The organism is Caballeronia sp. EK, from assembly GCF_014384845.1.
GTDB classification, from domain to species: Bacteria; Pseudomonadota; Gammaproteobacteria; order Burkholderiales; family Burkholderiaceae; genus Caballeronia; species Caballeronia jiangsuensis.
In genome coordinates, this window is record NZ_JACSUE010000002.1 from 496530 (window position 1) to 520310 (window position 23781).

Consider the following 23781-nt stretch of genomic DNA (forward strand, 5'->3'; position numbering starts at 1 on the left):
CTCGCTATGCCCCGAAATCTTTTGAACATCGTTGTCTTCTCGATTGGCCTCGCCGCGGTGCTGGGCATCGGCATCGCGTATGTCGCATCGAATGCGATCGCGTTCGCCGTCACGCTCGTGATCGCCGGATGCTATCTCGCGGGCGCGGCGGAATTGCGCCGCTATCAACAGATCACCGACTCGCTCGCACAGGCCGTCGCGCAACTGGCAACCGCGCCGCGCAGCTTCGCCGTGTGGCTCGACAGCCTGCATCCGAGTCTGCGCAATGCGGTGCGTCTGCGCGTCGAGGGTGAGCGCGCGGCGTTGCCCGGTCCCGTGCTCGCGCCGTATCTCGTCGGCCTGCTCGTGTTGCTCGGCATGCTCGGCACGCTGCTCGGCATGGTCGCGACATTGCGCGGCACCGGCACCGCGTTGCAAAGCGCATCGGATCTCACGGCGATCCGCGCGTCGCTTTCCGCGCCGGTGACGGGCCTCGGCTTTGCGTTCGGCACGTCGATCGCGGGTGTCGCGACCTCCGCGATGCTCGGCCTGTTGTCCGCGCTATGCCGCAGCGAGCGCCTGCATGTCACGCAGCAACTCGACGTGAAGATCGCGACGACGCTGCGCGCTTTCACGCAGGCGCATCAGCGCGAGGAGACGTTCAAACTGCTGCAGCTTCAGACCGAACTGATGCCGAAGCTCGTCGATCGTCTTCAGTCGATGACCATCGCAATCGAGCAGCAAAGCCTCGCGGCGAGCGAACGCCAGATCGCCGGTCAGGATGCGTTTCATGCGAAAGCGGAGACGTCGTATAGGCGGCTCGCGACATCGGTGGAACTGTCGCTGAAGCAGAGCGTCGCCGACAGCGCGCGTGCCGCGAGCGCCGCATTGCAGCCCGTCATGCAGGCGACGATGGACGGCATCGCGCGCGAAGTCACCGCCTTGCACGGCAGCGTCGAGCACGCGGTCGCGCGTCAACTGGAAGGCTTGTCGAGCGGCTTCCAGGCATCGTCGGCGAAGGTCGCGGAGATCTGGAGCGAGTCGCTCTCGAAGCACGCGCAATCGAGCGCGGCGCTCGTGGGCGAGATGGGCGTATCGCTCGATCGCTTCACACAAGCGTTCGATGAGCGCGCGACGCATCTCGTCGAAGGCGTGTCCGCGCACATGGACCGCGTGTCGGGCGGACTGGAAGCGTCGGTCGCGAAGCACGAGCAATCGAGCGATGCGCTCGTCGCACGCATGGACGCATCGATGGCGCAATTTGCGCAGACCTTCGAAGCGCGTTCTACCGGTCTGATCGACGATGTTTCCGCGCGCCTCGAAACCGCTACGGGCAACATGTCGCAAACATGGAGCGATGCGCTCGCACAGCACGCGCGCGCCAGCGAGCAAAGCGCCGCGCAGAACCAGAACGCATTGACGACCGCGGCCGCCAGCTTCGAACGACATGCGGCATCGCTCGTGCAATCGGTCGATCGATCGCATGCCGATCTGCGCGTAGAACTCGCACAACACGCGCAAGAGCGTCTTGCGACATGGAGCGGTACGCTCGACACGATCGCCGTCTCGTTGCGCGAGCAATGGCAGCAGACGAGCGCGGTGGCGGCGGATCGTCAGAAGGACATTTGCGACGCGCTCGCGCAGACCGCGCACGACATGTCCGCGCAATCGCAGGCGCACGCGAGCGCGACCATCGCGGAGATCGAGCGTCTTGTTCAGGCGGCGTCGGAAGCACCGAAGGCGGCCGCTGAAGTCGTCGCCGAAATGCGTCAGAAGCTCTCCGATTCGATGGTCCGCGACACAGCGATGCTCGACGAACGCAGCCGTCTGCTCGCCACGGTCGAAACACTGCTCGATGCCGTGAATCACGCATCGAACGAGCAACGCGCCGCGATCGACGCACTGGTGGATACATCGGCGACGCTGCTGCAACGCGTCGGCGCACAGTTCACGGGCACCGTCGAAACCGAAGCCGGCAAGCTCGGCGCGATGGCCGCGCAAGTGACGACGAGCGCCGTCGAAATGGCGAGCCTGTCCGACGCGTTCGGTGCAGCCGTGCAGTCCTTCGGCGCATCGAACGACAAGCTCGTCGCGCATCTCGAACGGATCGAAACCGCGCTCGACAAGTCGCTCGCACGCAGCGACGAGCAACTCGCGTATTACGTCGCTCAGGCGAAGGAAGTGATTGATCTCAGCATGATGTCGCAGAAGCAGATCGTCGAGGACTTGCAGCATATCGCGGGTCAGCGCGTGGCCGGAGCGCGGGCGGCATGAACGAGGAAATCGACGGCGGCGCGGAACACGCCGCGCCGATCTGGGCTGCGTTCGCCGACTTGATGTCGGTGCTGCTGGGCGCGTTCGTGCTGATACTCGTCGGTGTGATCGGCGTGCAGTTGCAACTCGAGAACAAGCTCGACGAAGAAGTGAAGCATCGTCAGGAAGAAACGCAGCGCCGCAAGACGCTGGAACAGGCGCTCGCGGGGCCGCTCGCGTCGGGACGCGTGACGCTCGTGAACGGGCGCATCGGCATCAGCGGCAGCGTACTCTTCGCGCTCAATTCCGATCAGTTGCAGCCGCAGGGCCGCGATGTGCTGAAGAGCCTCGCCGGGCCGCTTGCGTCGTATTTGCACGCGCATGAGGAGATTCTCATGGTGAGCGGTTTCGCCGACGATCAGCAGGTGCACGAAGGCAACCGGCGCTTCGCGGACAACTGGGAGCTCTCCGCGAAACGCGCGTTGACTGTCACGCGCGCGTTGATCGATGCGGGCGTGCCGTCGTCGTCGGTGTTCGCAGCCGCGTTCGGTTCCGAGCAGCCCGTGAGTTCCAACGCCGATGAAATCGGGCGCGCGAAGAATCGTCGCGTGGAGATTTCCGCTGTGCCGCGGTCATCGGATGGCGCGGTGAAGGCGCATGAATAACGCGGCGCCTGCACGCGCGACGCTCGACGCATGGCGCGCGAATGGCGACGATCGTGCGAATCCCGTGCGCTTTCATCTCATCGATGCGCTCGACAAACGCGCGGCTGCTTACGACGGTGAAGCGCGTCGCATGCTCGATGCGCGCGTCGCGCAGTTGCTCGATCTTTATCGAAGCGATATCGAAGGTGCCGCGTCGCAGCGCGCCGCATTTCAGAACGACGAAGAACGCGGACCGCTTGCCACGCTCGTCGAAGACATCGCGAATTCGTCATCGGCACACACGACATCGCATGCGGAGTTGCTCGAATACTTCCGCGCGGTGTGGTCGAAAGTCAGCGCGGAAAAGCAGTTGCGCGATTCGCTCGCGCAAGTGCCGAGGAATGCGGGACCGCTCAATTCGAGCAGTCTCGTGCATCGTGCGTTGTCGCTCATGCGCGAAGTATCGCCGGGCTATTTCCAGCAATTCCTCGCTTACGCCGATGCACTCTCGTGGATCGAAGCGATGAATGGTCCGGGCGTGGTCGTCGCGAAAGATGCGGCGGGCGCGAAGAAAAGCGGGCGCAAGAAGAAGTGACAGAGGGCCGCGCGATTCATCGAACCGCGCGGCGCAGACGTATTACGCGAGCCAACCTTTGATGGTGCTCGACATCACATTGGTCGAAATGCCATAGCGATCGTGCAGAGTCGGCAGCGCGCCCGCATCGAGGAACGCATCGGGCAGCGCGATCTGACGATATGTCGGCGTGACGCCGGCGGTCAGCAGGGCAGTCGCCACCGCTTCGCCCAGTCCGCCGATCGTCGTGTGGTTTTCGGCCACCACCACGAGACGGCCCGAACGCTTCGCCTCGCGGATGATCGTCTCGGTATCGAGCGGCTTGATCGTCGGCACGTGAAGCACCGCCACATCGACGCTATCGGCCTGCAATGCCTTGGCGGTTTCGAGCGCGCGCATCGTCATGATGCCGGACGAGATGACGAGCACATCGCGGCCATCGCGAAGAAGCTTCGCCTTGCCCAATTCGAACTGGTAATCGTATTCGTCGAGCACGGCGGGCACGTTGCCGCGCAACAGACGCGCATACACCGGGCCTTTATGTGCAGCGATGGCGGGCACCATCTGCTCGATATCGAGCGCATCGCACGGATCGATCACGGTCATGTTCGGCATCGCGCGCATCAGCGCGAGGTCTTCGGCGGCTTGGTGGCTCGGGCCGTAACCAGTCGTCAAACCCGGCAGCGCGGCGACGATCTTCACGTCGAGATTGTCTTCCGCGATCGTCTGATGGATGAAGTCGTAAGCACGGCGCGTCGCGAACACCGCATAGGTCGTGACGAACGGCTGCGCGCCTTCATGCGCGAAGCCCGACGCCGCGCCCATCAGCAATTGCTCGGCCATGCCCATCTGGTAATAGCGTTCGGGAAACTCCTTTCCGAAGATATGCAGGTCGGTGTATTTGCCGAGATCGGCCGTCATGCCGATGACGTTCGGTTTCGAACGCGCCAGTTCGACGAGCGCATGACCGAAGGGCGCGGAACGCGTGAGCTGTCCTTCGCTTGCAATCGACGCGATCATCGCGGAAGTTTTCAGACGGGTGCTCATGCTTGTCTCCCTGCTTCGAGTGCTTGAAGCGCCAGTTGCCATTCATGGGCATCGACGCGGATGAAATGGTTTTTCTCGCGTTGTTCGAGGAACGGCACGCCACAGCCCATCTTCGTATCGCACACGATGATGCGCGGCTTCGCGTCCTTCAAGTTGCGCGCGTTGTCGAAGGCCTGCTTCACGGCGTCGATATCGTTGCCGTCGATGCGTTGCACGTACCAGCCGAACGCTTCGAGCTTTTCGACGAGCGGCTCGAACGCCATGATCTGCGTCGAAGGGCCATCGGCTTGCTGGTTATTCACATCGACCATCGCGATGAGGTTGTCGAGCTTCCAGTGCGCTGCGGACATGAGGCCTTCCCAGACGGAACCTTCGTCGAGTTCGCCATCGGAAAAGAGCGTGTAGACGAAGGACTTCGAGCCCTTGCGCTTCAGGCCGAGACAACGGCCTACTGCAATCGTGAGTCCTTGCCCGAGCGATCCGCCCGACATCTCCATGCCCGGCGTGTAGCTCGCCATGCCGGACATCGGCAGACGGCTGTCGTCGCTGCCGTAGGTTTCGAGTTCTTCCTGCGGCAGGATGCCCGCTTCGAAAAGCGCGGCGTACAGCGCGATCGCATAGTGGCCGTTCGAGAGCAGGAAGCGGTCGCGTTCTTCCCAGTCGGGGTCTTCCGGACGGTAGTTCATCGCGCCGAAGTAAGCGACGGCCAGCACATCGGCGATATCGAGCGCCTGGCCGATATAGCCCTGGCCCTGCACTTCGCCCATCAGCAGGGCATTGCGGCGGATACGGTAGGCACGCTCGGCGAGCGTGACTTCCTCGATGACGGGAGTACTCATGTGTTGTCTCCTTGATTGAACTGGTTTCAGCGATTGACGGTCTTGGCGGGTACGAAGAACACGAGCACTGCGCCCAGCACGATTGCGATCGAAATAAAGATCAGGCCCGCTGTCGATTTGCCGGTGAAGTCGTTGAGCCAGCCGACGATCGCAGGCGAGAAGAAGCCCGCGAGATTGGCGAAGCAGTTGACCGCGGCGATGCCCGCCGCCGCCGACATGCCGCCGAGCACCGCGGTGGGCAGCGACCAGAATTGCGACGACGATGCGAGAATGCCGGCCGCCGCGATGCTCACGCAGACGATCGACGCACCCACGCTGCCGAGCATCGGCAAGGTGGCGAAACCGGCTGCGGATACGAGCATCGGAATGGCGAGATGCAGGCGGCGTTCGCGGCGCTTGTCGGCGCTCGCACCGATCAGCGGCAGCGCGATGATCGCGCAGAGATACGGAATCGCGGTGAGAATGCCGACCCACAGCGGGTCCGCTACACCTGTGCGGCGGATGATCGTCGGCAGCCAGAACGTCAGGCCGTATTGACCCATCACGACGCAGAAGTAGATCGCGGCCATCAGCCACAGACGACGATCGCCGATGAACGCGCGGATCGATACATGCTTCACGGTTTGCGCGTTGTCCTTTTCGACATTGCGCTTGAGCAGGGCCTTCTCTTCGTCGGTGAGCCACTTCGCGCCGGCGATGCCGTTGTCGAGATAGAACAGGATCGCGATGCCGAGGAAGAGCGAGGGCAGCGCTTCGAGCATGAAGAGCCACTTCCATCCGGCGAGCCCGTGCATACCCTGGAACGCATGCATGATGTAGCCCGAGAGCGGACCGCCGACGATGCCGGCGAGCGGAATCGCCATGAAGAAAAGCGAGAGCGCCTTGGCGCGTCGTGCGGCGGGGAACCAGTACGTGAGATAGAGAATCACGCCGGGCGCGAAACCCGCTTCGGCGACGCCGAGCAGAAAGCGCAGGACATAGAAGGTCGTCGGCGATTTGACGAAGACGAAGCTCGCGGAGATCACGGCCCACGTCAGCATGATGCGCGCGAGCCAGTTGCGCGCGCCTACTTTATGCAGGATGACGTTGCTGGGCACTTCGAACAGAAAGTACCCGAGAAAGAAAATACCCGCGCCGATGCCGTAGATGGTTTCGGAAAAGCGCAGATCGTTGAGCATCTGCAGCTTGGCGAAGCCCACATTCACGCGGTCAAGATACGCGCCGAGATAACACAGCATCAGAAAGGGGATCAGGCGACGTCCGACCTTGGCATAGGTCTTCGCCTCGAAGCTGCTCGTGCTCGCATCATCGGATGACGCGAATGCAGCCGTTGCCGACGATGCGGCCAGTTTGGATTTCATAGATGTCTCCAGCCATGTTTGACGCCCCGGTTATCCGGGTGCGCCGTTATGTGCGATCAGTGAATCAACATGCCGCCGTTCACATCGAGCGTCACGCCGGTGAGATACGACGACATATCGCTTGCAAGAAAGAGGCATGCATTGGCGATATCCGCCGCATCGCCGAGACGCGCGAGCGGAATGCCCTTGATGATGTCCGCGCGCATCTCGGGCGTGAGCTTGCCGCCGGTGATATCGGTTTGAATCAGGCCTGGCGTGATCGAATTCACGCGGATGCCGTCGCCGCCGAATTCGCGCGCCATCGCCTTTGCAAGACCCAGCACGCCGGCCTTCGCCGCGCTGTAATGCGGTCCGCCGAAGATGCCGCCGCCACGTTGCGCCGACACCGACGACATGCACACGATGCTGCCGCTCTTCTGCTTCTTCATTTGCGGAATCACGGCCTGCGACATATAAAGCGTACCGAGCAGATTCACGCCGATGACGGCATCGAAGTTATCCGCGCCGATCTCCAGCGTCTTGATCGGCTGCGTGATGCCCGCGTTGTTGATGAGCACGTCGATGCGCCCGTACTTGTCGATCGTCGCACTGGCGGCGGCGACGCACGCGGCCTTGTCGGTGACATCGCAGGCGAGGCCGAGATGGCCATCGCCCAGATCGTTCGCGGCGCTTTGCGCGTCCGCTTCCTTCAGGTCCAGCACGACGATGCGCGCGCCCTGTGCCGCGAGCGCCTTCGCCGTCGCCTTGCCGATTCCGCGCGCCGAAGCCGCGCCCGTGACGATCACTACCTGCTTGTCGAGCAACATCGCTGTCTCCGTTGGTTGTCTGGTGTAGGCGCAGTTTCCGCGCCTTTGACCTGACGATCAACGCAGTTTGATTCAACTATTGCTGAGAAATTTTCAGGTATTGGCGCGACGCTCGATTTGCTGATCCATCCACAGCAGGAACTTGGCCACGCGCGGCAATCCGGCGTTCTGGCTCGGGTAAACCAGATGATGCGCGCCGACTTCGACGGCGTATTCCTTGCCGAACACGGGGACGAGCGAGCCGCGTTCGAGATGATTCGACGCGAGCATCGTGCTCTCCAGCGCGATGCCGTGACCGAGCGCCGCCGCTTCGAGCGACATGTACGAGCGATCGAAAGCGAAATCGAACGCCTTGCGCTTCGTCGCGACGCCGAATTTGCCGAACCACTGCTGCCACTGCACGAGCGGCGATTCGGAAAAGATCAGGCGACGGTCGAGCAGATCGTCGGGCGAAGAAACCGGAAAGCGTTCGAGATACGTGCGCGACGCGAGCGGCGCGATGGTCTCATGACGCAGCGTCTTCACTTCGACATCGGTCCAGTGCGCATAGCCGTGACGCACGTCGATATCGTAATAACCCGAGGTGAACGACACGTCCTCATACGAGCACGCGAGATTCATCTGGATGTCGCCGTTGGCTTCCTGAAACGCGGCGAGACGCGGCAGCAGCCACATCAGACCGAAGCTCGGGCTCGAATGAATCCGCAATATCTCGACCGATGTCTCGCTCGACGCACGCTCGGTTGCGCGGTTCAGCTCGGCGAGCGCGCCGGTGACATCCGAGAGATATTGCGAGCCGGTCGGCGTGAGCACGAGGCCACGGCCCAGACGCGTGAACAGCGGACGCCCGACGATGTTCTCCAGATTCGCGAGCTGGTGGCTGACGGCGGAGGGCGTGAGGCCGAGTTCGTCGGCGGCGCGGTTCACGCTCTTCGTTCGCGCGACGCTCTCGAACGCGATGATGGACTTAAGCGGAGGGAGGCGCATGGCTTCTTATTTCGGCTCTTTCGGCACACGCCCCATCAGAAAGAATTCATCGTTGGGGCGCATCGAAATCACGTTCGCCATGCGATTCGACAAGCCGAAGAACGCCGTGATCGCCGCGATATCCCATGCGTCTTCATCGCTGAAACCATGCGCATGCAAGGCGGCGAAATCGGCGTCGTCCACGGTGCCCGACGCGCGGCATACCTTCAGCGCGAAATCGAGCATGGCCTTCTGACGCGGCGTGATATCCGCCTTGCGATGATTCACCGCGACCTGATCCGCGACGAGCGGGCTCTTTTCATAGATGCGCAGAATCGCACCGTGCGCGACGACGCAATAGAGGCAATCGTTCACCGCGCTCGTCGCGACGACGATCATCTCGCGCTCGCCCTTGCTGAGACCGCCGTCCTTCAGCATCAGCGCATCGTGATAGGCGAAGAACGCGCGGAACTCGTCGGGCCGATGAGCGAGCGTGAGGAACACGTTCGGCACGAAGCCCGCTTTCTCCTGGACCTCGAGAATGCGCGCGCGGATATCGTCGGGCCAGTCTTGCGGATCGGGAACGGGATAGCGGCTGATGGGCTTTGACGTCATGACGTCCTCGAAGGCGTTGATCGAACGCCCATTGTAGAGCGGCGCCCTTCAACGCGTGACGGTCAGCGACAACAGCAGCTTCAGCAGGCTCTCGACATTCACCGGCTTCACGAAGTGATAATCGAAGCCCGCCGATTGCGCGCGCAAGCGGTCTTCCGCCTGTCCATAACCCGTGATCGCGATCAGCAAAGGCGTCGTGTCGCCCTTGCGGCGCAGGCGTCGCGCGAGCTCGTAGCCGTCGATGTCGGGCAGGCCGATATCGAGCAGCGCCACATCGGGTTGCAACTTCGGCGCGGCTTCCAATGCTTCCGCCGACGAATACGCGACACGCGCGACATGTCCCTCCGATTCGCACAGCATCGCGAGAGAGTCGGCGGCATCGCGGTTATCGTCGACGACGAGAATGCGCAGCGCAGCACGCGTCTCGCGCATGCTCGTCTCCGAGAGCGCGAGCGCCGAATGTCTTTCGTGATGATGCAAACGCGGCAGCCGCACCGTGACGGTCGTGCCCAGACCCGGTCCGGGGCTTTGCACGGTGATCGTGCCTTTATGCATCTCGACGAGCTTCTTGACGAGCGACAGTCCGATGCCGAGGCCGCCGTTCGAACGGTCGAGCGTGCGCTCGCCTTGCGAGAACAGCTCGAACACTTTCGGCAGGAGGTCGGCCGAAATGCCGGTGCCCGTATCGGCGATGATGATCGATACCCATCCGTCATCGGCCTGCACGCTCACGGTGATGCGCCCTTGCTCGGGCGTGTACTTGCTCGCGTTGTTGAGCACGTTGACGAGGATCTGCGAGAGCCGCGTGGGATCGCCGCAGACCCAGGTGGTGGCATCGGACACATCGACGTGAATGGTCTGCGAGCGCGACTCGACCATGCCCGCGATCGCCTCGACCGCGTGATACACGGCCGTGCCGACAAGAATCGGTTCGAGTTGCAGCGCGATGCGTCCCTGCGTGATGCGCGAGACTTCGAGCAGGTCGTCGACGATGCGCGTCATATGCTCGACCTGCCTGCGCATCAGGTCGATCAGATCGCGCAGATGCGCGTCGCCATCCTGATCCTTCTGCAATAGCGCGATCGCCGTGCGCAACGGCGCAAGCGGATTGCGCAGCTCATGCGCGAGCATCGCGAGAAACTCGTCCTTGCGGCGTCCCGCCTCGCGCAGCATCAGCTCCATGTGCTTGCGCTCGGTGATATCGATTACGCTACCGATAATGCGAAGCGGCTCGCCGTCCTTGCTGCGCTGAAGCAGCGCGCTGCCTTGCATCCATTGTTCGCCGTGCAGATTGCGCACGCGAAACTCGAAGTGGCCTTCGGGGTTTTCGCCGGCCGCGATGCTGCGCATATAGCGATCGAGCGTCGCGCTGTCGTCGGGATGCACGCGTGCGAGTGCCGCGTCGTAGCTGAGCGTTTCGGTGATCTGGCGCTCGCCGCCGGTTTCGAGAAAGAGCGTCCACGTCGCGAGTTCGAGCGATGCGATATGGATCTTCGCGGCCTGCATCGCCACCGTGAGACGCAGGCTGCGGGCTTCGATCGCGGCCTGCGCTTCATAGCGCGGCGTGACGTCGGTCGTGGTGCCGAACCATTCCTGCAGGTTGCCCTTCTCGTCGTAGAGCGGCGCGGCATGCGCCTGCACCATGCGATAGACGCCATCGCGCCGGTACATGCGAAAGGTGAGCGTGCGCGCGGCGCCTTCGCGCAATGCTTCGAGCCATGCCTGATGCGTGCGTTCGCGATCGTCCGGATGGATATAGTCGAGCCAGCCCCAGCCCGACAGCACGTCCGGCGAGGTGCCCGTGAACTGTTCCCATTCGCCGCCCGAAGGCCGGATCTCGCCGTTTGCATCGGCGGACCAGACGAGCGCGCCCGTCGTTTCGACGAGTGCGCGATAGCGCCGCTCCGAGAGGCTCAGGCGTTCCTCGTCGGCACGTTGCGCGCTGATGTCGAAGCTCACGCCGTAGACGCGCGCGAGCACGCCGTGACGGTCGAACTCGGGATGTCCGCGCATGCGCAGCCAGCGTCGCTGGCCCTGATCGCCATCGAGCACGAAGTCGAACTCGAATGGTCCGCCTTCACGCAACGCTTCGGTCAGTTCGCGCTGAAACAGCTCGCGATATTCAGGGGCGACGCGGTCCCACACTTCCGCAAGCAGAACCGATTCGGTGCCGGGCGGAAAAGAGTAGAGCGCGGCGAGTTGCGCGGTCATGCGCACGACGCGCGTCTTCATGTCCCATTCCCATGCGCCCATGCGCGCGCCCGCGAATGCGGCCTGAAGCCGCCGCTCGCTTGCTTCGTACAGCGCCCAGGCGTGACGGCATTCATGGATGTCGATCGCGACGCCGACCGTATCGCTGATCTGTCCTTCCTCGTCGCGGCGCGCCTGAAGATGCAGCGTGTGCCAGCGAAATGCGCCATCGTTACGCAGAAGACGCACATCGGCGTTGCGCAGCAGCGTGCCGTCGCGCATTTGCCGCAGTGCGTCGAGGACCGGAGGAATGTCGTCGGCGTGGACAAAAGCATTCCAGTGCCGTCCGACCAGTTCCGGAAATGGAATGCCGAGATAACGGCACGCCCACGGATTGGCGTACTGGATCACCCCGTCTCGCGTCGCGCGCCACACGAACGACGGCAGAAAATGAGCAGGATCGTGCATGGGCGTCTTGCTTCCTTATTCCGGCGAGACGCGTCGCCGGGCGCGGCATCGAACGCTGCGATAGCTTAGGGATACCATACAACAAAAGCAATCCGGAACGCCGCGCGCCGGCGTCACGGTTAGCATCGCGCGAGTGCCTCGTATGTAATTTGTACGTGCTAAAGATCTATTCATCTAAGGAATCGCACGCCAACCCCGCCATGCGCGAGGACGGCGTGCGCAACTGCGGCGGCTAACCCGCTTCGCCGACATCCTTCGGATTCGGCAGCTTGCTTTCCTTGTCTTTATCGACGGGCTTGGGCGCTTCGGGCTCGTTGGTCATCGCACGCTTTTGTTCGTCGGACAGACGGCGATCCGCCACGTTCGGGTCTTCGGGAGTCTGTTTCGGCGGCGTCGGACGGTCGGCTGGTTCGTTCATGAGAGGCTCCTTGTCGTCATCATCGATCGAATGGAATGAGCGATGAAGGTTCGCAGGGTGCGTGCCCGGCCTGCGTCAGGCATAAGCGATGCTGCCCGACGCTGCGATGTTCTCCATGCCGGGCCGCATCGAACGAACTTTCTTTCACGTCGCTTATGCCGGACACCAAACGAACGCTCATCCGTTTTGCCGCTCTTGCATGCGCGATGTTCTCGCCCTGTGGCTTCGCCGCGACGCTCGCTTCCACGTCCTATGGCGCGACGCAACAAGGGCAAGCGGTCGCGCAATACACGCTCTCCAATGCGCGTGGCGTAACAATGAGCTGCATTACATACGGCGGTATCGTTACGCGCCTCGATGTGCCCGACAGGCGCGGGCGTCGCGCGGACATCGTGCTCGGCTTCGGGTCGCTCGGCGACTACGAGAAGTACAACGGCAAGATTCACTTCGGCGGTCTTATCGGGCGCTATGCGAACCGCATCGCCGATGGACGTTTCGAACTGGACGGGCGCAGCTACAAGCTGCCCGTCAACGAGCCGCCGAACACGTTGCACGGCGGCCCGCACAGCTTCGACGAAAAAGTGTGGACCGTGGTGAGGACGTTTCAGGGCGCGCAGGGCGCGGGCGTGCAACTGCGCTATGTGAGTCCCGATGGCGAGAACGGCTTTCCCGGCACGCTGACCGTCGATGTGACGTACACGCTCACGGACGACAACGAAGTGCGCATCGACTATCGCGCGAAGACGGACAAGCCCACTGTCGTGAACCTCACGAACCATAGCTATTTCAATCTCGCGGGCGAGGGCAGCGGCGGTGTCGAAGGGCAACTCGTCATGATCGCGGCATCGAGCTATACGCCGGTGCGCGCCGATTCGATTCCAACCGGCGAAACAGCGAGCGTCGAGAACACGCCACTCGATTTACGCGCGCTGACGCCGATCGGCGCGCGACTGCGTTCGTCGAATCAGCAGATGCGTTATGCGCACGGCTACGATCACAACTGGAAGCTCAACAGAAACGGCCAGCGCAATGGCGAGCCGGGCTTCGCGGCGCGCGCCTACGATCCGTCGAGCGGTCGCGTGCTCGATGTCTACACGACGCAGCAAGGCTTGCAGTTCTACACGGGCAATGGTCTCGATGGCAGCGCCATCGGCACGTCGGGCACGGCGTATCGGCAGACCGATGGCTTCGCGCTCGAGGCGGAGCATTTCCCGGATTCGCCGAATCGTCCGGCGTTTCCGTCGACCGAGCTTCGGCCCGGCGACGAGTATCACGAAGTCACGGTCTGGAAATTCGGCGTGCGTTAGCGTCAGAGCCGGGGCAGATCGGTCGGGTCCACTTGCGCGCCCGGCACGCCCTTCGTGTGCGCGCTGATTGCGAGTTCATGCTGCAAGGCCGCGCGGCGCTCCGTCGATGGCTGCGCGTGATGCGGATTGTCGAGTGCGGGAATCACATAGTCGTTCACCATGTGCCGGAACGTCTGGAGATTCTTCGCATCGCGCAGGCCGCCATCGACGGACATGACGCTCGTCATCACGATCACCGTATTGCGCTCGGGCAGCACCGTGATGAATTGCCCCTTGAAGCCCATCGCGTCGAATTCCGGCTCTTTCTCTTTCTGCACGATGTTGTTGATCCACCAGTAGTAGCCGAAGTAGGGCGCGACGCCGGGCGACGTCATCTGCGCGATCCATGCCTGCGGCACGATCTGGCGTCCTTGCCAGCGGCCATGATCGAGCACGAGCATGCCGATCTTCGCCATGTCGACAGCGCGCAGACGCAAGCCCCATCCCGCCGACACGAGCCCCGAACGGTCCGCGCGCGCCCATACCGCGTGCTTCATGCCGAGCGGTCCGAAAAGATTGGCCTGCGCGTAGCGTTCGACGGGCTCGTGCGCCGCGGCGCTCAGCATCGCGGCGGCGAGGATCGGGTTGATGTCGGTGTATTCGAACTCGGAGCCGGGCGCGGTCTTGGGGTTCGTTTCTGCCGCGAGCTTCAGCCGATCGGGCGCGGCGTAGTAGATCGGATCGTCCTTCGGCTTGAAGTCGTAATGCAGGCCGCTCGACATCGAGAGCACGTGCTTCAGTTCGACGTTGCGCTTGTCGGCGAAATCGGCGCGCAGGTCGGGACGCCACGCGGCGAGCTTCGTCGCGACGGAATCGTCGAGACTGATCTTGCCTTGGCCGATGAGCATACCCGCGACCATCGACGTCACCGACTTCGTGACCGAGTACAGCTCGTAGTTCGAATCGCGCGATGCACCCGCTCCATAGCGCTCGAAAATCAGCTTGCCGTCCTTCACGACGAGCAGGCTGTACACATCGAGCTTCTGCTCGCGAATCCATTGCGACAGACGCACGAGCTCGCGAGAATCGACGCCCGCATCTTCCGGCGATGCCTGCGTGAGTCCCGCCTCACGCAGCGGCGCGGCTGCATGAGCGTTCGAGATCGACATCGCGACGATGGCCGGCGCGATGCACTTGAGCAGCAAACGTAGTGTCATGGATCAGGTCTCGGGTGCGTCGTTGAATGCGGCCGCCGTGCCGGGCACGCCCTGCGTCTTGTTGCTGCGTTCGAGTTCTTCCTTCAGCGCTTCGGTCTTCGCGGCCGTCGCGACGGGGCGCACCGCCGGCGTCAACGCGGGCAGGATGAAGTCGTTCACCATGCGGCGGTATTGGTTCAGATACGTGGCGTCGCGCAAGCCGCCATCGGTCGGCAGGAGGCTCGTCATCACTACGACCGCATGTTGCTTCGGCAGCACCGTGATGAATTGCCCCTTGAAGCCCATCGCGCCGAATTCGGGCTGACCTTTCTCCACGATATGCTGAATCCAGCAGTAGTAGCCGTAATCTGCGGCGGCGGGCGAGGGCGTCGTCATCTGCTTGATCCACGTGCGCGGCACGACTTGCCTGCCTTGCCAGCGGCCGTCGTCGAGCATCAGCATGCCGATTTTCGCCATGTCGACGGCGCGCAGCCGCAAGCCCCAGCCTCCCGCGACCGCGCCGGTTTCATCGACGCCGGTCCAGCGGTAATGCGACATGCCGAGCGGTTCGAACAGTTTCTTCTGCGCGAAGCGATCCTCGCGTTCGTGTGCGGCGACGCTCACGGCCGTGCCGACGAGCACCGGATTCACGTCGATGTAATCGAAGTCCGTGCCCGGCGTCTTCGCGGCTTTCGCCGTCACCGCGACACGCAGACGATCCGGCGCGCCGTAGTAGAGCGGATCGGTGCCTTCGCGCGTCTGATAACTGAGGCCGCTCGACATCGACATCAGATGACGCAGCTCGATGTTCTCCTTGTCGGCGAGTTGCGCGGCGAGATCGGGCCGCGCTTTCGCAATGAGCGGCGCGACCTTCGTCGATGGATTCAGCTTGCCTTCGCCTTCGAGCACGCCGACGAGCAAGGACGTGATCGTCTTCGTGACCGAATACAGCTCGTAGTTGTTATCGCGCGTGAGGCCGTCGCCATAGCGCTCGAACACGATCTTGCCGTCCTTCACGATGACGAGACTGCGCACATCCATCTTGTCCGCGCGTATCCACTCCGACATGCGCACGAGCGGCGCCGAATCGACGCCGACCGATTCCGGCACGACGTTCGGCATATCTTTTTCCGCGGCGTGCGCCGTCATGCAGAACATCGCGGCGGTCAGTGACAACAAAGGCAGCTTCATCGCTTGCACCTTCATTCCAGATTGGGTTTGCCGGCGGGCAGAAAGCGTCCGCGTCCGCTCTTCACGTTCAGAAGTCTGCCGTCTTCGACGAGCAGTTCGCCGCGCGAGAAGCAATGACGCGGCCATCCCGTCACTTCGATGCCTTCATAAGGCGTGTAATCGACCGCGTGATGCAGCGACGCGTTCGCGATGGTCACGCGCTTTTCCGGGTCCCACACGACGATGTCCGCATCCGCGCCCACCGCGATCGTGCCTTTCCTCGGATACAGCCCGTAGAGCTTCGCGGGCGCGAGCGACGTGAGTTCGACGAACCGGTGCAGCGAGATGCGTCCTTCCTTCACGCCCTTGAACAGCAGCGGCAAGCGCGTTTCGAGGCCGGGAATGCCGTTCGGAATGTGATCGAACGACACTTCCTTGCCGCCCGGTTTCTTGCCTTGCGGATCGTCATAAGAGAAGGGCGCGTGATCGGAAGAGACGAGCGAAAACACACCCTGGCGCAATGCTTTCCACACCGCCTGCTGATTCGCGGGATCGCGCGGCGGCGGGCTGCATACGCATTTCGCGCCTTCGTATTCGCCGTGGCCGAGATCGTCGGCGGTCAAGTACATGTATTGCGGACACGTCTCCGCGAGAATCGGCAAACCGCGCGACTGGCCCCAGCGAATCTGCTCGATGGCATCCGCGCCCGATACATGCACGATCAGGATCGGCACATCGACGAGCTCCGCGAACGCGATCGCGCGATGCGTCGCCTCGCGTTCGACCACGGCGGGCCGCGCGAGCGCATGCGCGTGCGGCGCATGCAGGCCTTTCCCTAGCAAACGTTCGGTCAGCCAGCCGATGCAGTCCGAGTTCTCCGCATGCACCATCACGAGCGCGCCGTGCTCGCGTGCGACGGTGAGCACGTCCAGCATCTGACGGTCATCGAGCTTGAGATCGTCGTAGGTCATGTAGACCTTGAACGACGTATAGCCGTTTCTGATCAGACGCGGCAACTCTTCCGCGAGCACATGCGGCGTCGGATCGGCGACGATCAGATGAAAGCCGTAGTCGATCAGCGCACGGCCTTCCGCGCGGCTGTGATAGTCGTCGACGGCCGCTTGCAGCGATTGTCCCTTGGCCTGCGCGGCGAACGGAATCACCGTGGTCGTGCCGCCGCATAGCGCGGAGCGCGTGCCGCTGAGAAAGTCGTCGGCCATGCGCAGGCCGTCGGGCATCGGCTGATCGAGATGACAGTGGCCGTCGACGCCTCCCGGCAACACCAGCATCCCGCTCGCATCGAGTTCGCGCGGCGCGTCGGGCAGTCCTTGTCCGAGCATCGCCACGCGGCCGTCGCGAATGCCGATGTCGCACGAAAACCGGTCCGACGCGGTGACGACGTCGGCGTGACGGATCACGAAATCGAGTTCGTTCGACATGGCCCTTCCCCTTAGATGACTTCGCTGAAGAGACGTCCCCAGCCCTTGACGCTGCGCGTGTCGTAATCGGCGAGCTGCAGCGATTTCCATACGACGGTCGTGATCGTGTCGTAGATCGGAATGCCGGTTTCTTCTTCGAGCTCGGGCACGAGATGCGCGGCGTTCAGGTTGGTGCAGAAGATCGAGATCGCGCGCGGCTTGTCCTTCGCCACTTCACGCACCATGCGGCGGATTTCATCGGGCTGAACTTCCGAGAACGAGAAGTTGACCTTCAGGTTCAGATGCCGCTCGGCGATGCAGTTCAATCCAACGCTGCGATAGTTCGCGATGATCTTCTCCTGCACGTCGTCGAGATAAGGCGTGACGAGACCGAATTCGCGCGCATCGGTCTTCTTCAGGATTTCGTTCAGCGCGAGCACGGAGGTCGTCGCGGGAATGCCCGTCGCTTCCGTGATGCGCCGGCACAGACGCTCGTCGGCCTCGAAGCCGAGCCAGCCCGACGACGTGCCGTTCCATGCGATCACGTCCACTTTCGCATCGGCGAGCAATTGCGCCGCCTGCAGGATCTTCGAATCGTCGAACTGGCCGAGCGCCTGATCGGAGAGCGAGATCTCCGTCACCGGAAAGCGCGCGAAATGCGCGGAGACGCCGGGCAGGTTCGAAACCATCGCGCTCGTCAGCGGTTCGAGCGACGTGTTGGACGAAGGCGTGAGCATGCCGAGCAAGGTGCGTTTTTTCATCGTGATGTCTCTTGTGTGAATTGAGCGAAGCGTTGCTGCGTGAACTTGCTATCCCGTTCAGACGGGAATCTTCTTTTCGTAATCGATGGCGCTGGAGCACACGAGCAAGCCGATGCCGGCCGCCGCGAAGAACATCAGCGCGAGGAAGTAGGAGTGCGTGAACTGCACGATCGCGCCGACGATGATCGGCACCGCCACGCCGCCGATATTGCCGCCGAGATTCATGAAGCCGCCGAGAAAGCCGATCTTGTTGCGCGTGCCGAGCGACGACGGAATGCACCAGTAAAGACCGCACCAGCGCAGGAAGAAGAGCGTTGTCGAAAGCAGGGCGACGACCGCGACCGCATTCGTCACATAGGCCACCGAGAAGATCGACACGGTCGCGATGACCGCCGCGATGCCGAAGAGCGTGCGCATCACGACATTCGGACGCCCGCCCGCGGCCTTCCACTTGTCCGCGATCCATCCGCCGATCAGTTCGCCGATGAAGCCGCTGAAAAAGATGATGAAGCTGGAGCCGCCCATCTGCTTGATGTCGAAGCCGTGGACCATGTGCAGGTAATTGGGCATCCACGTGAGCAGGCCGTAGAACACGCTGTTGAAGCACATCCAGCCGAAGAACATGCACCACACCGAGCGGTACTTGAAGAAATCGCGCGTGCGGCCCGAGAGCGTGGACGGCTCGGCGGCGGCGTCGCGGGCATGCGATTCCTCGATGTAGGCCGCTTCGAGCTCGTTCACGCCCGGATGCTCGCGTGGTGTATTGCGTACATAAAACCAGGCGAGGACGCCCGCGAGCACCGTGCCGACGCCGGCCACCGCGAATGCGAGCCGCCACGATCCGAGCGTCGCGATGAGTCCGGTGATCAGAATCGCGCCGAGCGCCGCGCCGAGCGGTGCGCCGCCGTCGAGCAGCGTTGCGCCGCGGCCGCGCTCGGTCTGCGTCATCCAGATCGCGTTGAGCTTGCCGCCCGCCGGATAGATCGGCGCTTCCGATGCGCCGAGTCCGAGACGCGTGAGCAGCAGGCCCGGCGCGTTCGTGCAGACCGCCGCGATCGCCTGGAAGAAACCCCAGAACACGGTCGCGGCTGCGATCACGATGCGCGGCTTGAAACGGTCGGCGAGCATGCCGCCGGGAATCTGCATCACCGCGTAGGTCCAGAAGAAGGAGGAGAGGATGAGCCCCTCCATCGCCGGGCCGATATCGAACTCCTTGGAAATGAGCGGCATCGCGACGGACAGCGACGCGCGGTCGATGTAGTTGATCGCGATGAGGCTCAGCATGACGACGAAAATCTTCCAGCGAACGGTGGATTTGCCCACCGTCAATGCGGCAACACCGGATGTTGAAGACATGTACGGGCTCCTGGATAGGCGGATGTTTTCGTGACGTCGCGCAACGTTGAACAGAGTATAAGATTAGAAATTTATAATTACAAACAGTGTAAACGCTTGGTTTTATTGAAATTTAAAGTGCACGATGACGGTGCAGGGTTTTCACCAAGTTCGTGATAAGCTTGCACTGCGATGAACCAGACCACCAAAAGCCCCCTCCTTTTGCGCACGCGCGGCATGGCCGCGGAGATCGCCGCGCGCCTGCGCGACATGATCGACGAGGGCGAGTTGCCGCCCGGCGCGCGCATCGACGAAAAAGAATTGAGCAGCGCGTTCGACGTCTCGAAGACGCCCTTGCGCGAGGCGCTGAAGGTGCTGGTGTCGGAGGGGCGCGTGACGCACCGGCAGTACATCGGATATCGCGTCGCGGAGATCGATCTCGACGATCTCGCCGCCACGTTCGAGTTGCTTCACGGACTCGAAGCGATGGCGGGTGGCCTGGTGCAGCAGCGCATCACCAATACGCAAATCGCGGCGATCGCGGCGAAGCACCGGCGCATGGTGGAATGTCACGACGCCGGCAAGCGCGTCGAGTATTTCAAGCTGAATCAGCAGATCCACCAGATGATCGTCGATGCCGCCGACAATCCCGTGCTCGCGAGCGTCTATTCGACGTTGATGTCGAAGGTGCATCGGGCGCGCGGCGCGGCGAATGCCGACACGCTGCGCTGGGCCGAATCGGCGAGCGAGCATGAAGCCATTCTGGCCGCGCTCGAAAATCCCGCGCGCGAAGGTTTGCCCGCGATCCTGCGCGAGCATTCGGAGAACACCGCGCGCGAAGTGCTCGCCGTGCTAGAGCGCGCAAAGGGCGATGCGCCCGCTGCGCGCATCGGCGATCTCGCACGCGAGGAAGCGTCGGGCTGAACACCTGAACGTCGTTACGTCAGCACGCTCCACAACGCGAGCGTCAGCACGAGTCCCACCACCGAGACGATCGTCTGCAACACGGACCACACCGCGACCGTGCGCTTGAGCGTGAGCCCGAAGTACTCGCGCACCATCCAGAAACCCGCGTCGCGTGCCCACGAGAATGGACAGGAACGGCGCGAGCTTGAGCACGATGATGATCGCGAGGCCGAGCGCGCAGGCGATCAGCAATTGAGTGTCGTGGGCCGACCAGGGAGTCAGGCTTGTGGGATTCACGGTGACCTTGAGCTGACGCGCATCGCTTTGAATGCCGATGCGATTACGAGGAGCTTTCGTGTCCCGCGCATGACCTCGCGTGTTCGTGGCGAACCATGCGCGGGACGCGAAGCCCCGTCGTAATAGCACTTTTCGACGCGACGGTCAAAATCGACCGCGCGTCGATCGTGCTCTCTCAGGCCGGCCTTGCAATCGGCTTGCCAGTGATTACTGGCATTTTTCGTTTTGCATTCGGAATGCCTCTTTGCGTTTTGCATTCCGCATGCGTGTTCAGTGGATGACTACGCGGCGGCCTTGTCGGGGCCGGCGGCGTGATCCTGTGCGAGAAGATCGAACAGCCGCAGTACGCGAGCGCGTTGCGTGGACACGAGATCGCTTTCGTCGCCGAGTGCGGCGAGCCGTCTTTTCCAGTAGGCGCGATCGAGACAGGCGAACGCCTTCTGATTGCCCGCGACTGCAAGCGAACGGATCATGTGCTCGAGATGATCGAGCTGCGCGTCCGCGATGCGCGCAGGCTTGAGCGCCGCTCGCGTGCTTTGCGCGGCGCGGCTGGCTTGCGATACTTTCGACTTTTCCATGTTGACGCCCCAAACGCCCTTTTTGCTGCATGCGGCTGTGTATTTGTTCTTAGTCAGCCGTAAACCAATGAGTGGGAGACAGCGATGTGACAGCGGGGTGACGGCAAGGAATCGCCGACCTGAACCGCCCGCGACGCCGCACACGCTGCTCCTCGTTCAGCACGATATACCTGCATTTCGAATTCGCTTTACCATGCGTCTCATTTGCCGGCGCGCATCGTGTGCGCCACTGCTCTAAAGGACTATTTGAACCGACATTGATTCCATGCCCGCCGATTCCGATCCACGCACGCTATTCACCCGCTTCTCGACGCAGGCACTGCCGCGCGAGCGCCAGTTGCTCGCATGGCGCGATCGCGTCGGGCATGTGGTGGATGTTCTTCCCGATAACGATCGCATCGCGCGCGGCTTTGCGGGCAGCATCGATCTGCATGCGGCCGGCGGCCTCGTGTTCACGGAGGCGCGCACCGAAGCGCTGGTGCTCGAGCGATCGATCGCACGCGTCTCGACCGACACGCGTCGCGATTTCGCGTTTCACGTGTATGTGGAAGGTGAGTCCGGCCATGTCAGCGGCCCGAGCGTGAAGCGCACTGCGCCGGGTTCAATGCGCGGCATCGTCGCGTTCGATCTGAATCAGCGCTTTCGCGTCGAACGTCCGGCGTGCCGCGTGCTGACGATGTTCGTCCCGCGCTCGGTCGTCGCCGCGCATATCGATGACTGCGATGCGCTGCACGGCCGCGTCGTGCCTGATGACGCGCCGCTCGCGCGCTTCGTCTTCCAGCATTTCGATGCCACCGCTCGCGCACTGCCGACGCTGGAACGTCCCGATGCCATCGACGCCCTCGATGCCGGCGCGCAACTCCTGCTCGCGGCATTCGCCGAAAAACCGCATGCATTGCACGACTCGCGCGCCGCGCTGCAAACGGCGGTGAAGGGCCAGGTGAAGCGTTATGTCGAGACGCATCTCCATGAAGCCGATCTCACGCCGATGAAGATCGTCGATGCACTCGGTCTGAAGCGCGCCACCATCTACCGATGGTTCGAGCAGGAAGGCGGCCTCGGCGCGTACATTCGACATCGCCGCCTGCGCGAAGCAGCCGATGAACTCGCGCGGTTTCCGAACCTGCAGATCGCCGATATCGCATTCGGTCTCGGCTTCAAGAGCGCATCGGATTTCACGCGCGCGTTCCGTCGCGCGTTCGATGTGAGCCCGCTGGAAATGCGACTGCGTGCGCTCGACCTCTTGCGCGCGGCGGACAGCGATCCCGTCATGCGCATGCACGCCGCGCACTCGAGGGGCGTTCGGGGAAGCGGCTGAGTGCGAAGAGCGTCACGCAGTTCGCGGCGAGCAGATACCACGCGGGCGTCATCACATTGCCGGTCGCGCCGATGAGCCATGCGACCGCGAGCGGAGAGAAGCCGCCGAAGATGACGACGCCGAACGTGTAGATCACCGAGAGACTTGCTGCGCGCCGATGCTTCGGGAAGGCTTCGAGCATGAGCACCGAGCCCGCGCCCGCGTTGTTCAGCGCGATGGCGACATAGAGCAGGATGATCACGAGCGCGAGCATGTCCGGTGCGCCCCGCGTGAGCGCATAGAACGCGGGATATGCCGTCGCGAGCGCGCCGACGAGCGATGCGTATTGCAGCGTCTTGCGGCTCATCAGGCGATCGGCGGCGAGCGCGACGAGCGGCGTGACGACGAGAATCACTAGACCGGAAAGCGACGCGATCATGAAGCTGATCGCCGGTTGCCGCTGCAACGTATGCGTCAGATAGCTCGGCATGTACAGCACGGCGATGTAGATGCTCGACGAAGGCGCGGCCATCATCAGGATGCCGCATGCGAGCGGGCGCGCATGTTCGCGAAGCACGATCGAAAGCGGCGTGTGCGCGGGACGCGCCTTCGACGCCCATGCGTCGCCCGGCACGCGGCGCAGAAACCAGCCGAGCGGCGCGATCAATCCGCCGATGACGAAAGGCACACGCCATCCCCATTGCACGAGTTGCTCGTGCGACAGCAACGCGGACGTGCACGCGCCGACGAGCGCCGCCGCGCATGCGGCCGCGCCCTGGCTCGCACCGCGCCAGCTGACCATGAAGCAGCGTCGTTCATAAGGCACGGACTCCATCAGCAGCGCGGATGCCGGGCCGATCTCGCCGCCCGCCGCGAGCCCTTGCAGAAGCCGCGCGAACACGATCAGCACGGTCGCGCTCGCGCCGATCGCCGCATGCGTCGGCAGGCATGCGATCAGCCAGGTGCCCGCCGCCATCGACGCGATCGATAGCCGCATGCCGGCCTCGCGGCCGTGCCGGTCCGCGTATCGTCCGATCAGCATCGCGCCGAGCGGACGCATCACGAAGCCCGCGCCGAATGTCGCGAGCGAGAGCAACAGCGACGCAGCGGCATCGTGCGCGGGAAAAAAGAGCTGTCCGATGATCGCCGCGGAGAAGCCGTACACGGTGAAGTCATAGGCGACGAAGCCGTTGCTGATCACCGTCGCGACGATGATGCGCGTCAGACTCCCAGACGTTTTTTGTTGTTCGGTTTGAGTCATGAATGAACGGAGATGGATGCATTCGAATCCGGCTTCCGATATTAACGGCCGCATTGCTCATATTATTAATGCTTCGTCGTAATCGTCACGAAGACAAGGCGAGTAATATACGATCA

The 23781-nt window shown here is 62.9% G+C and carries 21 protein-coding genes and 1 pseudogene; 6 read left to right on the top strand and 16 right to left on the bottom strand.

The window, feature by feature from the left end:
- Window positions 1-6: 6 nt before the first annotated feature.
- Genes IAG25_RS06670 through IAG25_RS06680 form a run of 3 tightly spaced genes read left to right on the top strand, consistent with a single transcriptional unit; the run spans window position 7 to window position 3471 of the window.
- Window positions 7-2253, top strand: a complete 2247-nt coding sequence (locus tag IAG25_RS06670) for a DUF802 domain-containing protein (RefSeq protein WP_187604145.1) — start codon at window positions 7-9, stop codon at window positions 2251-2253.
- On the top strand, window positions 2250-2897 hold the full coding sequence (locus IAG25_RS06675; RefSeq protein ID WP_187604146.1) for an OmpA family protein: 648 nt from the start codon (window positions 2250-2252) through the stop codon (window positions 2895-2897). The genes IAG25_RS06670 and IAG25_RS06675 overlap by 4 nt, the downstream gene beginning before the upstream one ends.
- Window positions 2890-3471, top strand: a complete 582-nt coding sequence (locus IAG25_RS06680; RefSeq protein ID WP_187604147.1) for a DUF2894 domain-containing protein — start codon at window positions 2890-2892, stop codon at window positions 3469-3471. The genes IAG25_RS06675 and IAG25_RS06680 overlap by 8 nt, the downstream gene beginning before the upstream one ends.
- A 42-nt stretch (window positions 3472-3513) precedes the next feature.
- Here IAG25_RS06680 and IAG25_RS06685 read toward each other — a convergent pair whose 3' ends face one another.
- The 8 genes from IAG25_RS06685 to IAG25_RS06720 all read right to left on the bottom strand — a co-directional run bounded on the left by IAG25_RS06685 (window position 3514) and on the right by IAG25_RS06720 (window position 12160).
- Complete coding sequence (locus tag IAG25_RS06685; RefSeq protein ID WP_187604148.1) at window positions 3514-4497, bottom strand: transketolase family protein; 984 nt, start codon at window positions 4495-4497, stop codon at window positions 3514-3516.
- A complete protein-coding gene (locus IAG25_RS06690) occupies window positions 4494-5336 on the bottom strand; it encodes a transketolase (RefSeq protein ID WP_187604149.1) in 843 nt (280 codons plus the stop codon). Before IAG25_RS06690 ends, IAG25_RS06685 begins: the two co-directional genes overlap by 4 nt.
- Before the next feature lie 26 nt (window positions 5337-5362).
- A complete protein-coding gene (locus tag IAG25_RS06695) occupies window positions 5363-6697 on the bottom strand; it encodes an MFS transporter (RefSeq protein WP_187604150.1) in 1335 nt (444 codons plus the stop codon).
- A 56-nt stretch (window positions 6698-6753) separates the two neighbouring features.
- Window positions 6754-7503: an SDR family NAD(P)-dependent oxidoreductase gene (locus IAG25_RS06700; protein WP_187604151.1), complete on the bottom strand. Its 750-nt coding sequence runs from the start codon at window positions 7501-7503 to the stop codon at window positions 6754-6756.
- 93 nt (window positions 7504-7596) lie between these two features.
- Window positions 7597-8490, bottom strand: a complete 894-nt coding sequence (locus tag IAG25_RS06705; protein WP_187604152.1) for a LysR substrate-binding domain-containing protein — start codon at window positions 8488-8490, stop codon at window positions 7597-7599.
- A 6-nt stretch (window positions 8491-8496) separates the two neighbouring features.
- Window positions 8497-9084, bottom strand: a complete 588-nt coding sequence (locus tag IAG25_RS06710; RefSeq protein ID WP_187604153.1) for a peroxidase-related enzyme — start codon at window positions 9082-9084, stop codon at window positions 8497-8499.
- Window positions 9085-9132: 48 nt separating this feature from the next.
- Window positions 9133-11742, bottom strand: coding sequence for a PAS domain-containing hybrid sensor histidine kinase/response regulator (locus IAG25_RS06715; RefSeq protein ID WP_187604154.1), 2610 nt, complete (start codon window positions 11740-11742; stop codon window positions 9133-9135).
- Window positions 11743-11974: 232 nt separating this feature from the next.
- The gene (locus IAG25_RS06720) at window positions 11975-12160 is read right to left on the bottom strand and encodes a hypothetical protein (protein WP_187604155.1); all 186 of its coding nucleotides are present in this window, start codon (window positions 12158-12160) and stop codon (window positions 11975-11977) included.
- Window positions 12161-12366: 206 nt separating this feature from the next.
- Here IAG25_RS06720 and IAG25_RS06725 point away from each other — a divergent pair, with 206 nt between their 5' ends.
- Window positions 12367-13467 carry an aldose epimerase family protein gene (locus tag IAG25_RS06725; RefSeq protein WP_255503558.1) on the top strand — a complete coding sequence of 367 codons (1101 nt, stop codon included), beginning with the start codon at window positions 12367-12369 and terminating at the stop codon, window positions 13465-13467.
- Between the two features lie 2 nt (window positions 13468-13469).
- On the opposite strand, the gene IAG25_RS06730 is transcribed toward IAG25_RS06725, so the two are convergent.
- The 5 genes from IAG25_RS06730 to IAG25_RS06750 are packed head-to-tail and all read right to left on the bottom strand — an operon-like array spanning window position 13470 to window position 19347.
- A complete protein-coding gene (locus IAG25_RS06730; protein WP_255503559.1) occupies window positions 13470-14663 on the bottom strand; it encodes a serine hydrolase domain-containing protein in 1194 nt (397 codons plus the stop codon).
- Window positions 14664-14666: 3 nt separating this feature from the next.
- The gene (locus IAG25_RS06735; protein WP_187604157.1) at window positions 14667-15833 is read right to left on the bottom strand and encodes a serine hydrolase domain-containing protein; all 1167 of its coding nucleotides are present in this window, start codon (window positions 15831-15833) and stop codon (window positions 14667-14669) included.
- A gap of 11 nt (window positions 15834-15844) precedes the next feature.
- Window positions 15845-17251, bottom strand: coding sequence for a dihydropyrimidinase (gene hydA / locus IAG25_RS06740; RefSeq protein ID WP_187604158.1), 1407 nt, complete (start codon window positions 17249-17251; stop codon window positions 15845-15847).
- Between the two features lie 11 nt (window positions 17252-17262).
- Window positions 17263-17991 (bottom strand): maleate cis-trans isomerase family protein, encoded by a 729-nt coding sequence (locus IAG25_RS06745; RefSeq protein ID WP_187604159.1) that lies wholly within the window; start codon window positions 17989-17991, stop codon window positions 17263-17265.
- A gap of 57 nt (window positions 17992-18048) precedes the next feature.
- A complete protein-coding gene (locus IAG25_RS06750; protein WP_187604160.1) occupies window positions 18049-19347 on the bottom strand; it encodes an MFS transporter in 1299 nt (432 codons plus the stop codon).
- 171 nt (window positions 19348-19518) lie between these two features.
- On the opposite strand from IAG25_RS06750, the gene IAG25_RS06755 reads away from it, so the two are divergent.
- Window positions 19519-20250: a GntR family transcriptional regulator gene (locus IAG25_RS06755; RefSeq protein ID WP_255503561.1), complete on the top strand. Its 732-nt coding sequence runs from the start codon at window positions 19519-19521 to the stop codon at window positions 20248-20250.
- Between the two features lie 14 nt (window positions 20251-20264).
- Here IAG25_RS06755 and IAG25_RS06760 read toward each other — a convergent pair.
- Both IAG25_RS06760 and IAG25_RS06765 read right to left on the bottom strand, forming a co-directional pair.
- Window positions 20265-20417, bottom strand: a pseudogene (locus IAG25_RS06760) (GntT/GntP/DsdX family permease); the annotation flags it as partial.
- A gap of 393 nt (window positions 20418-20810) precedes the next feature.
- Complete coding sequence (locus IAG25_RS06765; RefSeq protein WP_187604161.1) at window positions 20811-21107, bottom strand: hypothetical protein; 297 nt, start codon at window positions 21105-21107, stop codon at window positions 20811-20813.
- 265 nt (window positions 21108-21372) lie between these two features.
- Between IAG25_RS06765 and IAG25_RS06770 the strand changes: the two genes are divergently transcribed.
- Window positions 21373-22425, top strand: coding sequence for a helix-turn-helix domain-containing protein (locus IAG25_RS06770; protein ID WP_187604162.1), 1053 nt, complete (start codon window positions 21373-21375; stop codon window positions 22423-22425).
- Here the strand turns inward: IAG25_RS06770 and IAG25_RS06775 are convergent.
- On the bottom strand, window positions 22376-23665 hold the full coding sequence (locus tag IAG25_RS06775) for an MFS transporter (RefSeq protein WP_187604163.1): 1290 nt from the start codon (window positions 23663-23665) through the stop codon (window positions 22376-22378). The two genes, IAG25_RS06770 and IAG25_RS06775, sit on opposite strands and share 50 nt — an antisense overlap.
- Window positions 23666-23781: the final 116 nt, after the last annotated feature.

Excerpts from the sequence above, each read along its gene's own strand:
- IAG25_RS06750 (WP_187604160.1), bottom strand. The coding sequence starts at position 19,347 with ATGTCTTCAACATCCGGTGTTGCCGCATTGACGGTGGGCAAATCCACC.
- hydA (WP_187604158.1), bottom strand. The coding sequence starts at position 17,251 with ATGTCGAACGAACTCGATTTCGTGATCCGTCACGCCGACGTCGTCACC.
- IAG25_RS06735 (WP_187604157.1), bottom strand. The coding sequence starts at position 15,833 with ATGAAGCTGCCTTTGTTGTCACTGACCGCCGCGATGTTCTGCATGACG.
- IAG25_RS06680 (WP_187604147.1), top strand. The coding sequence starts at position 2,890 with ATGAATAACGCGGCGCCTGCACGCGCGACGCTCGACGCATGGCGCGCG.
- IAG25_RS06725 (WP_255503558.1), top strand. The coding sequence starts at position 12,367 with ATGTTCTCGCCCTGTGGCTTCGCCGCGACGCTCGCTTCCACGTCCTAT.
- IAG25_RS06685 (WP_187604148.1), bottom strand. The coding sequence starts at position 4,497 with ATGAGCACCCGTCTGAAAACTTCCGCGATGATCGCGTCGATTGCAAGC.
- IAG25_RS06710 (WP_187604153.1), bottom strand. The coding sequence starts at position 9,084 with ATGACGTCAAAGCCCATCAGCCGCTATCCCGTTCCCGATCCGCAAGAC.
- IAG25_RS06700 (WP_187604151.1), bottom strand. The coding sequence starts at position 7,503 with ATGTTGCTCGACAAGCAGGTAGTGATCGTCACGGGCGCGGCTTCGGCG.
- IAG25_RS06690 (WP_187604149.1), bottom strand. The coding sequence starts at position 5,336 with ATGAGTACTCCCGTCATCGAGGAAGTCACGCTCGCCGAGCGTGCCTAC.
- IAG25_RS06775 (WP_187604163.1), bottom strand. The coding sequence starts at position 23,665 with ATGACTCAAACCGAACAACAAAAAACGTCTGGGAGTCTGACGCGCATC.
- IAG25_RS06765 (WP_187604161.1), bottom strand. The coding sequence starts at position 21,107 with ATGGAAAAGTCGAAAGTATCGCAAGCCAGCCGCGCCGCGCAAAGCACG.
- IAG25_RS06670 (WP_187604145.1), top strand. The coding sequence starts at position 7 with ATGCCCCGAAATCTTTTGAACATCGTTGTCTTCTCGATTGGCCTCGCC.
- IAG25_RS06705 (WP_187604152.1), bottom strand. The coding sequence starts at position 8,490 with ATGCGCCTCCCTCCGCTTAAGTCCATCATCGCGTTCGAGAGCGTCGCG.
- IAG25_RS06755 (WP_255503561.1), top strand. The coding sequence starts at position 19,519 with ATGAACCAGACCACCAAAAGCCCCCTCCTTTTGCGCACGCGCGGCATG.
- IAG25_RS06720 (WP_187604155.1), bottom strand. The coding sequence starts at position 12,160 with ATGAACGAACCAGCCGACCGTCCGACGCCGCCGAAACAGACTCCCGAA.
- IAG25_RS06745 (WP_187604159.1), bottom strand. The coding sequence starts at position 17,991 with ATGAAAAAACGCACCTTGCTCGGCATGCTCACGCCTTCGTCCAACACG.
- IAG25_RS06715 (WP_187604154.1), bottom strand. The coding sequence starts at position 11,742 with ATGCACGATCCTGCTCATTTTCTGCCGTCGTTCGTGTGGCGCGCGACG.
- IAG25_RS06730 (WP_255503559.1), bottom strand. The coding sequence starts at position 14,663 with ATGACACTACGTTTGCTGCTCAAGTGCATCGCGCCGGCCATCGTCGCG.
- IAG25_RS06770 (WP_187604162.1), top strand. The coding sequence starts at position 21,373 with ATGCCCGCCGATTCCGATCCACGCACGCTATTCACCCGCTTCTCGACG.
- IAG25_RS06675 (WP_187604146.1), top strand. The coding sequence starts at position 2,250 with ATGAACGAGGAAATCGACGGCGGCGCGGAACACGCCGCGCCGATCTGG.
- IAG25_RS06695 (WP_187604150.1), bottom strand. The coding sequence starts at position 6,697 with ATGAAATCCAAACTGGCCGCATCGTCGGCAACGGCTGCATTCGCGTCA.